This window comes from Streptomyces speibonae (assembly GCF_984686075.1).
In genome coordinates this window covers 1,391,809-1,404,750 of sequence record NZ_OZ480260.1, presented here as the reverse complement: position 1 = coordinate 1,404,750, position 12,942 = coordinate 1,391,809, and the positions used below count along the sequence as shown (strand labels likewise).

Sequence of the window (12,942 nt, the reverse complement as noted above, 5' to 3'; positions counted from 1 at the left end):
GGCGCGCATGGTAGCGGGCCGACGCAAACCCGTGTTCGACGAGCAGGCCGCCCGGACGCCCCGGACCACCGGCACGGCACGCCCGCCGGGGTACCTGACGAGGGCATGGCGACGAACTAAGCTGCGCCGGACGGCCCTTTACCGGAGGTGCGGATGCGTCGCCCTGTCGCACGGAGATTCGCGGTCCTGGCGGTCGGTGCCGCCGTCGTGTCGGTGGGGGCGGCCGCGCCGCCCGCCGCACACGGGCGGCCCGCCCCGCACGCCCCCAAGGTCCCGGTGGCCGTCGGCCACGGCGGCGCGGTCTCCAGCGTCGACGCCGACGCCTCCGCCGCCGGGATCGAGGTCCTGAGGAAGGGCGGCAACGCCGTCGACGCGGCCGTCGCCACGGCCGCCGCGCTCGGTGTCACCGAGCCCTATTCGGCCGGCATCGGCGGAGGCGGCTACTTCGTCTACTACGACGCCCGCTCCCGCACCGTCCACACCCTCGACGGCCGCGAGACCGCGCCGCTCACCGCCGACGCCGGACTGTTCCTGGAGAACGGGGAGCCGCTGCCGTTCGCCGAAGCCGTCAGCAGCGGACTCGGGGTCGGCACCCCCGGCACGCCCGCCACCTGGCAGCGGGCGCTCGACGCGTGGGGCAGGCGCGGCCTGAGCACGGTCCTCGAGCCCGCCGAACGCCTCGCGCGCAAGGGCTTCACCGTCGACGAGACCTTCCGCGCGCAGACCGCCGCGAACGAGACCCGCTTCCGCTACTTCCCCGACACGGCCGAGCTGTTCCTGCCCGGCGGGGAGCTCCCGGCCGTCGGCTCCACCTTCAAGAACCCCGATCTGGCCCGCACCTACGAGGAGTTGCGCCGCAAGGGTGTCGACGCCCTGTACCGGGGCGCCATCGGCCGGGACATCGTCGACGCGGTCAACAAGCCGCCCGTGGACCCGGACTCCGGCTGGAACGCCCGCCCCGGCGAGCTGTCCGCCCGCGATCTCGCCGTCTACCGGGCGAAGTTCCAGCCGCCGACGAAGACCTCGTACCGCGGCCTGGACGTCTACTCCATCGCGCCCTCCTCCTCCGGCGGCACCACGGTCGGCGAGGCACTCAACATCCTGGAGCGCACCGACCTCTCCGACGCGAGCGACGTTGGCTACCTGCACCGTCTCATCGAGGCGAGCCGCATCGCGTTCGCGGACCGGGGGCGCTGGCTCGGCGACCCCGCCTTCGAGGACGTACCGACCAGGGAACTGCTCTCCCAGCGGTTCGCCGACTCCCGCGCGTGCCTCATCAGGGACGACGCCGTCCTCACCAGCCCCCTCGCCCCCGGCGACCCCCGCGACCCACGGCCCTGCGCGACGGGCGGCAAGGCCGCGCCGACGACGTACGAGGGCGAGAACACCACGCATCTGACCACCGCGGACCGGTGGGGCAACGTCGTCGCCTACACCCTCACCATCGAACAGACCGGCGGCAGCGGCATCACCGTGCCCGGGCGCGGGTTCCTGCTCAACAACGAGTTGACCGACTTCTCCTTCGCGCCCGCGGACCCGGCCGTCCACGACCCGAACCTGCCCGGTCCCGGCAAGCGGCCCCGGTCGTCGATCTCGCCGACGATCGTGCTCGACCGCCACGACCGGCCGGTGGTGGCGCTCGGCTCACCCGGCGGCTCGACCATCATCACCACCGTGCTGCAAACCCTCACGGGCTTCCTCGACCGCGGTCTGCCCCTGGCCGACGCGATCGCCGCACCGCGCGCCAGCCAGCGCAACACGGCACGCACGGATCTCGAACCCGGCCTGTACGACGGCGAGCTGCGCCGGAGCCTGGAGGCCATCGGCCACTCCTTCCGCGAAAACCCGGAGATCGGCGCCGCGACAGCCGTCCAGCGCCTGCCCGACGGCCGGTGGCTGGCGGCAGCGGAGAAGGTCCGCCGGGGCGGTGGTTCCGCGATGGTGGTCCATCCGTCGCGGCGGTAGCGCGGAGGGGCGCCCCCGGGACGCGCGGCGGTAGTGCGACGGGGGCGCCCGGAACACGCGCCGCGCTCGGGGCGGCCCGGGCGCGCCCGCACTGCGGTGGGGCGGCGCGGTGGTGTGGTTCGGGCGTGCGCCGGCGGTGCGTTGGGGCGGCTCGAACGCGCACCCGTGGTGCGGTGGTGTGCATCGGGCATGGGCCGGTGGCGCTACAGGGCCATCGCGGGCATGCGCGTGCGGTGCGGCGGGGCGGCGCGGTGGTGTGGTTCGGGTGTGCGCCGGCGGCGCGTTGGGGCGGCTCGAACGCGCACCCGTGGTGCGGTGGTGTGCATCGGGCATGGGCCGGTGGCGCTACAGGGCCATCGCGGGCATGCGCGCGCGGTGCGGCTCGGGCAAGGCCGGTGGTGCATTTGGATGCTTCGGCCATGGGCCGGTGGCGCGGTGGCGCGGTGGGACGGTCCGGAGGCGTGCTGGTAGCGCGGTGGCGTGCACCGGGCACGGGCCCGGTAGCGCGACAAGGGCGTCCGCGGGCGTGCGACGTGGTGCGGCGGGGCGCGGGCCGGGGGAGCCGGGTCGCGTTGCTCCGGTGGGCGGTTCACAGCTCCGGTGTTGGTGTTTCCTGGGTGCGGAATGTCAGGTGGCCGTCCTGGGCGTCCACCGTCACCCGGCCGCCCTCGCGGACCCGCCCGTCCAGGAGGAGCCGGGAGAGCTGGTTGTCCACCTCGCGCTGGATGGTGCGGCGCAGCGGCCGGGCGCCGTACTCGGGCTGGTGGCCGCGCTCGGCCAGCCAGTCCACCGCCGCGTCGGTGAAGTCGACCCCGATGTTCTGGCCCTTGAGGCTGCGCCGCGTGCTCTCCAGCAGCAGGTTGGTGATCTGCCGCAGTTCCTCCGCGGTGAGCTGGCGGAACACCACGATCTCGTCGATCCGGTTGAGGAACTCCGGCCGGAAGTGGTCCCGCAGCGGACGCAGGATCTGCTCGCGCCGCGCCTCCTCGTCCGCCTCCGCGCCGCCCGTCGCGAACCCCAGGCTCGCCCCGCGCCGGGTGATCGCCTCGGAGCCGAGATTGCTGGTCATGACGATCACGGTGTTGGTGAAGTCCACCGTGCGGCCCTGCGCGTCGGTCAGCCGCCCGTCGTCCAGCACCTGGAGCAGGATGTTGAAGACGTCCGGGTGCGCCTTCTCCACCTCGTCGAGCAGCAGCAGCGAGTACGGGTGCCGGCGCACCACCTCGGTGAGCTGACCGGCCTCCTCATGGCCCACGTAGCCGGGCGGGGCGCCCACCAGGCGGCTCACCGTGTGCCGCTCCTGGTACTCGCTCATGTCGAGCCGCACCATCCGGTCCTCGCTGCCGAACAGCGCCTCGGCCAGCGCCCGCGCCAGCTCCGTCTTGCCGACGCCGGTCGGCCCGAGGAACAGGAAGCTGCCGATCGGCCGGTCCGGACTGGACAGCCCCGCGCGGGAGCGCATCACGGCGTCCGAGACCACGCGCACGGCCTCCTCCTGGCCGACGACCCGCTGGTGCAGATGCTGCTCAAGACCCAGCAGCCGGTCCTTCTCCTCCTCGGTGAGGCGGCTGACCGGGATGCCCGTCTGCCGGGCCACCACCTCGGCGATCGCCTCGGAGTCCACCCACAGGCTCTGGCCCTCGTCGACCTCGTCCTCGCCGCCGGCCTCCGTGATCCGCTGCTTCAGCTCCGCGATCCGGTCCCGCAACCGGGTCGCCTGCTCGTACTGCTCGTCGGCGACCGCCTGGTCCTTGTCGCAGGTCAGCTGCTCGACCTCGCGCTCCATCGCCCGTACGTCCGTGCCCTTGGTCCGCGACCGCAGCCGCACCCGGGCGCCGGCCTGGTCGATGAGGTCGATGGCCTTGTCCGGCAGCCGGCGGTCGCTCAGATACCGGTCGGACAGCTCCACGGCCGCCACCAGCGCCTCGTCGGTGTAGCGGACCTGGTGGTGCGCCTCGTACCGGTCGCGCAGACCGCGCAGGATCTCGACCGCGTCCGCGGGGGTGGGCTCCGGCACCAGGATCGGCTGGAAGCGGCGGGCCAGCGCGGCGTCCTTCTCGATCCTGCGGTACTCCTCCAGGGTGGTCGCCCCGACGATGTGCAGTTCGCCGCGGGCGAGGGCCGGCTTGAGGATGTTGCCCGCATCCATCGAGCCGCCCTCGCCTCCGCCCCCGGCGCCGACGACGGTGTGCAGTTCGTCGATGAAGATGATCAGCTGTTCGGAGTGGGAGCGGATCTCCTCGACGATGTTGTTCATCCGCTCCTCGAAGTCTCCCCGGTAGCGGGTCCCGGCGACGACCGCCGTCAGGTCCAGGGCGACCACGCGCCGCCCGAGGAGGATGTCGGGCACGTCGCCCTCGGCGATGCGCTGGGCGAGCCCTTCCACGACCGCGGTCTTGCCGACGCCCGCGTCGCCGATCAGCACGGGGTTGTTCTTACCGCGCCGGGAGAGCACCTCGACGGTCTGCTCGATCTCCTGGTCGCGCCCGATCACCGGGTCGATCCGCCCCTCCCGGGCCAGGGAGGTGAGGTCACGGCCGTACTTGTCCAGCGTCGGGGTGCCCGTCGCGGGCCGCGGGCGCTCCGCACGCGGCGGGGCGGCCTCCGGCGTCTCCGGCTGGCCGGAGGGGGCGTACCGGGCGGCGTGCAGGATGTGCCCGGCGGCCGAGTCGGGGTTGGCGGCCAGGGCGCTGAGCACATGCTCGGGGCCGATGTAGCCGGCGCCGCTCGCGCGGGCCATCTCGTGGGCGTCGAGCAGGGCGCGCTTGACGGCGGGGGTCAGGGACAGCGAGGTCGGCGGCGGGGCCTCGCCCGGACTGTGCTGCACCGGGCCCGACCGGTCGTCGATCTGGGACGCCAGCGAGTCGGGGTCCGCGCCCGCCCGGCTGAGCAGGCTCCGGGTCGGCTCGGCGGAGAGGGCGGCGCGCAGCAGGTGCTGGGTGTCCAGGTCACGGCTGCCGTGCTCGGCGGCGTACTGGGCGGCGCCGCGCACCAGCTCCCGGGCGGGCTGGCTCAGAAGCCTGCCGATGTCGATCTGGCGGGGGCGCTGTCCGCCGAAGAAGCGGGCGAGGAATTCTGCGAACGGGTCACCCTCCGGGCCGACGAAACCATTCGTCATCGTCATCCGTTCCTTCGCTGGGTCGACGTGCCGGGGCCGGGTAACCCGGCCGGGGCTCGCTCATGCCCACGATGACACGATCCGTTGGGGCGGGCATGTCCAGCTCGACACCACCGGGACGAGCCCTCCGCGGCCGCCCTCGTAGCACGCCGAAGGGCGTCCCGTACCGACCACGAGCGGACGGTCCCGTCCACGGCGAGCGCGCGTCCCGACTGCGTCCGCAGGGGCGGGCGCGCGGGCGGTTGTCCTGCCTTGAGTGCGGAGGGGTGCGTGGCCGTGATGCGGCGCGGGCGCATGTCTCGTCCTGACCGCGCGCCTGCGGGCCCGCGGTCCCGTTTGCGGCAGCCGCGGTGTTCCGTTCACGCGCGGGCGCGTGTCTCGTCCTGATTCCGCGCGGGTGCGCGTTCCGTTCCGATTCCGCGCGGGCGGGCGGTCCCGTGTGTGCACGGGCGCGTGGGCGGTTCCGCTGCGTGCGCGGACGGGCGTGTCGTCCTGGCTCGGCGCGGGCACGCGCTTTCCCGTCCCGGCTCGGGGCACGGGCAGGCGGTCCCGGCTCGGTGCCGGCGCGCGGTTGGGGGCCCTACGCGCGGGCCGTCAGGATGCGGGGGCCTGCGTCCGTGATCGCCACCGTGTGCTCCGCGTGCGCCGCGCGGGAGCCGTCGTCGGTGCGCAGGGTCCAGCCGTCCGGCGCGGCATGGTACGTGTCCGTGCCGCCGCCGATCAGCATGGGCTCGATCGCGAGGCACATGCCGTGCCGCAGGGGCATACCCCGGCCCGGGCGCCCCTCGTTCGGCACCGCCGGGTCCTCGTGCATACGGCGCCCGATGCCGTGGCCCCCGAAGTCCTCCATGATCCCGTATCCCGCCCCGCGGCACACCGTGCCGATCGCGTGGGCGATGTCGCCGATGCGGTTGCCGACGACGGCGGCCTCGATGCCCGCCGCGAGCGCCCGCTCGGTGGCCTCGATCAACCGCACGTCGGCCGGGCGCGCGGTGCCCACGGTGAAACTGATCGCCGAGTCACCGGCCCACCCGCCCAGTTGGGCGCCGCAGTCGATGGAGACCAGATCCCCGTCGCGCAGCCGGTAGCCGTCCGGGATGCCGTGCACGATCGCGTTGTTCACGGAGGCGCAGATCACCGCGGGGAACGGGGTCGGGGCGAAGGACGGCCGGTATCCGAGGAAGGGCGAGTCCGCACCCGCCGCGCGCAGCACGTCCCGGGCCACCTCGTCGAGCTCGAGCAGGGAAACGCCCACGTCGGCGGCCTTCCGTACGGCGCTCAGCGCGCTCGCGACGACCTGGCCGGCCTCGTACATGGCATCGATCGATGTGTCGGTCTTGAGTTCCACCATGCCAATTACTATACCGGTATTAGAATGGGCTCCATGGTGCGCACCCCCTTGACCCCCGAAGAGCGCGAGCGCGGCGAGCGGCTCGGCCGGCTGCTGCGCGAGACGCGCGGCGACCGCAGCATGGCGGAGATCGCGGCACACGCCGGGATCTCCCCGGAGACCCTGCGGAAGATCGAGACCGGGAGGGCGCCGACGCCGGCGTTCTTCACTGTGGCCGCGCTGGCCGGCGCGCTCGGGCTCTCGATGGACACGCTGGTCGAGCGCTGCGCGCCACAGGCGCCGGATACGTCGATCGCGGCCTGAGTCGCGAGCCGGGAGCCGCGTCCGCGCGGGTCCGGACGCGGGGTTCGCATCCCGCCGGAAAACTCTCCGTAGCGCCGCTGTAACACGACGGGTGTTGCCTACGGAGTCGAGTGCTCCGGATCTGGCGGGAGTTGACTATGGCGGCGGAGCGACTCCCGGACGCGGTCCGGGAGTTCACGGACTACCTGCGGGATCTGCTGGCGCGCCTGGACCGCTACGGCGGCTGGTGCCTGGTGTTCTGGCAGCGGGATCCCGAGGGGATGCGGGCGTGCCTCGAAGGGCGTGAACCGCCGCCGTGGGATGTGCTGGAGTCCCTGCTCCACGACCTCGCGGTCGCGTACGGTACCGGCGCCGCCGAGGCCGAGACGCCGAGGGCGCGTGCCCTGCACGCGTCGGCGGTGGAGGTGTACGACGCCCGGCCCGGGGCCCGGGAGACCCTGAGCGACCGGCTCGATGTGATGCTGCGCGAACAGCGGTACGCGGCGGAGCGCCGCGCGGCACTGGTGCGCAGGCTGGCGGCCGCGGCGACCGCCGAGGAGGCGGAGGCCCTCGGCGCCGACCTCGCCTGGGCCGAGGACGACCACGCACGCGCCACGGCACGGTGTGCCGAGATCACCGCCCGCGTGTCCGCCCTCGACCGCGCCACCCGCCCGACGGCCGGTCCGGCCGCGCCGGGCACGCCCCGGCCCTCCGGACCGACGCATGCGCCCGCCGCCGTCCCCGAGTGGAACGGCTCACCCACAGGGCACGGCTCCGGCTCCGCCGGCCCTGCGGCTCCCTACCCGGGGCGGGATGTCGGCGAGGGGGTTCCGGGGGAGGCGGACGGCCGGGATGCCCGTGTCCTCGGCCCGGCGGGTGCCGCCGCGAGCGGCCGGGCGGCGCCCGGCGCGGAGTTCGGGCACGGGGCTTCCGCGCCGGGGCGGGATGCCGCCGAGGGATCCTCGGCAGGGGCGCCCGGCGCCGGAGGTGCGGCCGGGCGGGATCTCCCTGCCCCGGGCCAGGCGGGCGCGGCCGAGAACGGCCGGGGCGTGGCTGATGGGGGTGGGGGCAGCGGAGACTTCGGTGCACCTGGCCCGGCGGGCGCCGTGTCTGCGCCGGGGCCTGGGTATGCGTTCGGGGCCGGTGGTGGGTGGCGTTCCGGGGTGGGGCGGGGTCAGGGTGGTGGGCCGGAGGTGAGCGGTGCTGGGGGTGTGGAGGGTTGGGATGTCGGTGTTTCCGGTTCGGTGGGTGCGGTGGGCGGTGCCGTGTCTGCGCCGGGGCCTGAGTATGCGTTCGAGGCCGGTGGTGGGTGGCATACGGGGCCGGGGCAGGGCCAGGGCGAGGTCGCGGCGGAGGAGACCCGTGCCAGGGAGGCGGAGAACCGGGACGTCGGTGCTTCCGGGGCTGCGGGTGGCGCCGGGAACCGTCCGGCCGCGTCCGGTGCGGGGCGGCCCGGGTATGAGGCCGGGCGCGGGACGTCTGCGCCGGGGCCGGATGCCGGGCGGGCTGCCGGAGGCAAGGGGCGTAAACGGCGGCGGGGCGGGGCGCGGTTCGCCGGGGTGGCCGAGGGGGAGGCCGTCGTCGTACCGCCTGCCGCCGTGCCGAGCCTGCCGCCGGCCCCCGCCGGTGCCCGGGGCGCGCGGTTCGCCGGGGGAGGTGAGCGGACGCCGGTGGAGGAGCCCCAACCCGAGCGGCGCGTCGGGCCGGCCGACCGGCAGGAGGCCGCCCGGACCGTCGCGGCGCTCGCCCGCCTGCGGCGCGAGGAGCGCGGCGGGGAGGCGCACGCGCTGCTGACCGAGACCGCGTACGCCCCCGCCGCACGCTTCCCGCTGCTCGCCGACGAGATGCGGCGGGCCGGCCTCGGCGCCGACTGGGCGACGCTGCTGTGGGAGGCCGCCGCGCTGCCCACCGACCGGCTGGTCGCCGTCGCCGGTGCGCTGGCCGCGGCCGGCCGCGACGAGGACGCCGAGCGGATCCTGCGCCAGGGCGTCGTCCGGCCGGCCGACGAGATCGGGCGGGCCGTGCTCACCCTGACCGCCGAGACGCGGCACGCCGAGGCGCGCGCCCTGCTCGACGCCTGTGTCCGCACCCGCCCCCCGGAGGACGCCGCCCGCACCGCCGCCCCCGACCCGTACCGGCTCGTGCCGCTGCTCCTGACCGCCGCCCGGGGGGTCTCCGACGGCCGGCACCGGGACCTGCTGCACGCCCTCCGTGTCGCGGGCCTCGCCGCCTGACCGGCGGCGCCCGGCCGGGCCGACTCACCCACCGGGGTGTCAAACACGATCGACTCCCCGGCCTTGACGACGATGGTCTTGGCAAGGCCGTCCGAGAGGCTTACGTTCGTCCCTCTACGACCGTTTCTACGGGCGTAGAGGCGCTGACGTCGCGTCGAAGGAGCAGCTCATGACCAACGTCGTACGTGCCGCTCTGGTCCAGGCGACCTGGACCGGCGACACCGAGTCCATGCTGGCGAAACACGAGGAGCACGCCCGCGAGGCGGCGCGGCGGGGCGCGAAGGTCATCGGGTTCCAGGAGGTGTTCAACTCCCCCTACTTCTGCCAGGTCCAGGACCCCGAGCACTACCGCTGGGCCGAACCCGTCCCCGACGGCCCCACCACGCTGCGGATGCAGGCACTCGCCCGCGAGACCGGCATGGTCGTCGTCGTGCCGGTGTTCGAGATCGAGCAGTCGGGCCACTACTACAACACCGCCGCCGTGATCGACGCCGACGGCACCGTCCTCGGCAAGTACCGCAAGCACCACATCCCGCAAGTGAAGGGCTTCTGGGAGAAGTTCTACTTCCGGCCCGGCAACCTCGGCTGGCCCGTCTTCGACACCGCCGTGGGCAAGGTCGGCGTCTACATCTGCTACGACCGCCACTTCCCGGAGGGCTGGCGGCAACTCGGCCTCAACGGCGCCCAGCTGGTCTACAACCCGTCCGCCACCCACCGGGGCCTGTCGTCCTACCTGTGGCGGCTGGAACAGCCGGCGGCGGCCGTCGCCAACGAGTACTTCGTCGGCGCGATCAACCGTGTGGGCGTGGAGGAGTACGGGGACAACGACTTCTACGGCACGAGCTACTTCGTCGACCCGCGCGGGCAGTTCGTCGGCGACGTCGCCAGCGACAGCAAGGAGGAACTCGTGGTACGCGACCTGGACTTCGACCTCATCGAAGAGGTGCGGCAGCAGTGGGCCTTCTACCGCGACCGCCGCCCCGACGCCTACGAGGGACTGGTGCGGCCGTGACCGACGACCTGCTGGGCCGCCACCGCTCCGTGCTCCCCGACTGGCTCGCCCTCTACTACGAGGAGCCCCTCGAGATCACCCACGGCGAGGGACGCCACGTCTGGGACGCCGACGGCAACCGCTACCTCGACTTCTTCGGCGGCATCCTCACCACCATGACCGCCCACGCGCTGCCCGAGATCACCAAGGCGGTGAGCGAACAGGCCGGGCGGATCGTCCACTCCTCCACCCTCTACCTCAACCGGCCGATGGTGGAACTCGCCGAGCGCATCGCCAAGTTGAGCGGCATCCCGGACGCCCGGGTCTTCTTCACCACCTCCGGCACCGAGGCCAACGACACCGCCCTGCTGCTCGCCACCACCTACCGGCGCAGCAACACCGTCCTGGCCATGCGCAACAGCTACCACGGCCGCTCCTTCAGCTCCGTCGGCATCACCGGCAACCGCGGCTGGTCCCCGACCTCGCTCTCCCCGCTCCAGACGCTGTACGTGCACGGCGGCGTGCGCACCCGGGGCCCGTTCGCCGCACTCGACGACTACGACTTCGTCGCGGCCTGCGTCGACGACCTCAAGGACCTCCTCGGCCACACCCGCCCGCCCGCCGCGCTGATCGCCGAACCGATCCAGGGCGTCGGCGGCTTCACCTCCCCGCCCGACGGGCTGTACGCGGCCTTCCGCGAGGTGCTCCACGAGCGGGGCATCCTGTGGATCGCCGACGAGGTGCAGACCGGCTGGGGCCGCACCGGCGAGCACTTCTGGGGCTGGCAGGCCCACGGCCGCGGCGGCCCGCCCGACATGCTGACCTTCGCCAAGGGCATCGGCAACGGCATGTCCATCGGCGGGGTCGTCGCCCGCTCCGAGATCATGAACTGCCTGGACGCCAACAGCATCTCGACGTTCGGCGGCACCCAGATCACCATGGCGGCAGGGCTGGCCAACCTCAACTACCTGCTGGAGCACGACCTCCAGGGCAACGCCCGCCGGGTCGGCGGCCTGCTCATCGAGCGGCTGCGGGCCGTCGCCGCCCACGTGCCGGCCGTACGGGAGGTCCGCGGACGCGGGCTGATGATCGGGATCGAGCTGAGCCGGCCCGGCACCGACGAGGCCGACCCCGAGGCGGCGTCCGCCGTCCTGGAGGCGGCCCGCGAGGGCGGCCTGCTCATCGGCAAGGGCGGCGGACACAACACCAGCGCGCTGCGCATCGCCCCGCCGCTGTCCCTCAACGTCGCGGAGGCCGAGGAGGGCGCGGACATCCTCGAACGCGCGCTGCGGAGCATCCGGTAGGAGCGCTACACCGAGCAGAAGGACGCTGCCATGACGACCTGGGAGGCATCCGCACCGGCCTTGTCCGTCCGGCAGGTCCTCGCCCTGGAGCGGGTGCTCGCCGGGGAGCCCGAGGTGGTGGCGGGCGCGGGGCGGCTGGACCGGCCGGTGCGCTGGGTGCACGTCGCCGAGGCGGCCGACGTCGGGGTGATGCTCAGTGGCGGCGAGATGGTGCTCACCACCGGGGTGCTGCTCGCCGGTGACGAGGCCAAGCAGGCCGAGTACGTCCGCTCCATGCACCGCGCCGAGGCGTCCGCCGTGGTCCTCGGACTGGGCCGGGCCTTCCCGTCTCCGCCCGAGGCCATGCGGCGGGCGGCGGAGCGGTGCGGCATGCCCCTCGTGGTCCTCCACCGTCCCTTCCCCTTCGCCCAGTTGACCGAGGAGGTGCAGTCCCGCCTGGTCCGGAGCAAGTTCGCCGCCGTCAGCCTCTCCGAGGCCGTCCGCACCGAACTCACCGCCCTGATCACCGCCGGCGCCCCGCTGCAACGCCTGCTCGACGAGGTGGCCCGGCACAGCGGCTGCCCCGTCGTCGTCACCAACCTCGCCCACCGCGTCCTCGGCACGGCGGGGGAGCGGCCCGCCGTGGACGACGTCCTGCGCGACTGGGAACGCATCGCCCGGCAGGCCGGCCGCGGCGAGGGCGACGGCTGGATCCGCGCCGAACTCGGCGGGCGCGGCGAACGCTGGGGCCGCCTCGTGCTGTGCGGCTACCGGGGCGACACCGCCACCGGGCGGCTGCTCGCCGACCGCGCCGCCGAGGCCCTCGTGCTGCACCGCATGCTCGGCGGCACCACCGTCCGCACCTGGGAGGAACAGTCCGCGCAGAGCCTGCTGACCGACCTGGTCGGCGGCGTCGTACCGGCGCGGCACCTGCTGCCCCGGGCGCGCGCGGCCGGGCTGCCGGTGAACCGCCGCACCTTCGTGCCGCTCGTCGTACGGGGCCGGGACGCGGCCCAGCTGGACCGCGTGCTGCGCCTGCTGGGGCTCCCCGGGATCGCCGCCGAACTCTGCGACACGGCGACCGCCGTCCTGCTGAGCCTCGCCCGCGACCAGGACGCCGACGTCCTCACCGGGCACTTCGCCGCCCGGCTGCGCGCCGAGCCCGGGGCCGGGCCCGCGGTGGTGGCGGCGGCCGGCGCCCGCACCGGCTTCGACGACGTGCCCGCCGGGCTGCGCGAGGCCCGGCACGTGGCCGACGCCGTGACGGACTCCGCCGCCGCGCTGGACCTGCCGCCCGTCGTCCGCCTCCGGGACGTCCATCTGCGCGGCCTGATCCGGCTGTTGCGGGACGATCCGCAGGTCCAGTCCTTCGCGGAGCGGGAGTTGGACGGCCTGCTCCGCGACCCCTCCGAGGACCTGCTGTCGGTGCTGCGCACCTACCTCGCCACCGGCCGCAACAAGTCCCGCACCGCGCAGCTCCACCATGTCTCCCGGCCCGCGCTCTACCGCCGCCTCGAGGCGATACAGACCCGGCTGGGCGTGGACCTCGACGACTTCGAGCAGGCCGCCTCGGTCCACATCGCGCTCCTCGCACACGACGCGCAACAGCGCTGAAACACGCGGCTTACCTGCGACAACGGCGGTGAGACATGGGTTCGTCGACGGGTGACACGGTGACACGCCGCACCCCGGCAGACGTGACACGCTGCAACTCAAAG

The 12,942-nt window shown here is 74.2% G+C and carries 8 protein-coding genes; 6 read left to right on the top strand and 2 right to left on the bottom strand.

The genetic code is table 11. The features are described from left to right. The first annotated feature begins 153 nt into the window (after window positions 1-153). Window positions 154-1,965, top strand: a complete 1,812-nt coding sequence (gene ggt / locus AC5L3C_RS06215) for a gamma-glutamyltransferase (RefSeq protein WP_493647472.1) — start codon at window positions 154-156, stop codon at window positions 1,963-1,965. 589 nt (window positions 1,966-2,554) lie between these two features. Here ggt and AC5L3C_RS06210 read toward each other — a convergent pair. After that, entirely contained in the window at window positions 2,555-5,083 is a 2,529-nt protein-coding gene (locus tag AC5L3C_RS06210; protein ID WP_493647470.1) for an ATP-dependent Clp protease ATP-binding subunit, read from the bottom strand. 580 nt (window positions 5,084-5,663) lie between these two features. Then, window positions 5,664-6,434 (bottom strand): type I methionyl aminopeptidase, encoded by a 771-nt coding sequence (gene map / locus AC5L3C_RS06205; protein WP_493647468.1) that lies wholly within the window; start codon window positions 6,432-6,434, stop codon window positions 5,664-5,666. Window positions 6,435-6,467: 33 nt separating this feature from the next. Here map and AC5L3C_RS06200 point away from each other — a divergent pair, with 33 nt between their 5' ends. The 5 genes from AC5L3C_RS06200 (at window position 6,468) to AC5L3C_RS06180 (ending at window position 12,838) form a co-directional block, all read left to right on the top strand. Continuing rightward, window positions 6,468-6,737 carry a helix-turn-helix domain-containing protein gene (locus tag AC5L3C_RS06200; protein WP_125503072.1) on the top strand — a complete coding sequence of 90 codons (270 nt, stop codon included), beginning with the start codon at window positions 6,468-6,470 and terminating at the stop codon, window positions 6,735-6,737. Window positions 6,738-6,874: 137 nt separating this feature from the next. Beyond that, window positions 6,875-8,950: a hypothetical protein gene (locus AC5L3C_RS06195; protein WP_493647466.1), complete on the top strand. Its 2,076-nt coding sequence runs from the start codon at window positions 6,875-6,877 to the stop codon at window positions 8,948-8,950. A 169-nt stretch (window positions 8,951-9,119) separates the two neighbouring features. After that, entirely contained in the window at window positions 9,120-9,962 is an 843-nt protein-coding gene (locus tag AC5L3C_RS06190) for a nitrilase-related carbon-nitrogen hydrolase (protein WP_493647465.1), read from the top strand. Continuing rightward, window positions 9,959-11,245, top strand: a complete 1,287-nt coding sequence (locus AC5L3C_RS06185) for an aspartate aminotransferase family protein (RefSeq protein ID WP_493647463.1) — start codon at window positions 9,959-9,961, stop codon at window positions 11,243-11,245. Before AC5L3C_RS06190 ends, AC5L3C_RS06185 begins: the two co-directional genes overlap by 4 nt. A gap of 30 nt (window positions 11,246-11,275) precedes the next feature. Continuing rightward, window positions 11,276-12,838, top strand: coding sequence for a PucR family transcriptional regulator (locus tag AC5L3C_RS06180; RefSeq protein ID WP_493647462.1), 1,563 nt, complete (start codon window positions 11,276-11,278; stop codon window positions 12,836-12,838). Window positions 12,839-12,942: the final 104 nt, after the last annotated feature.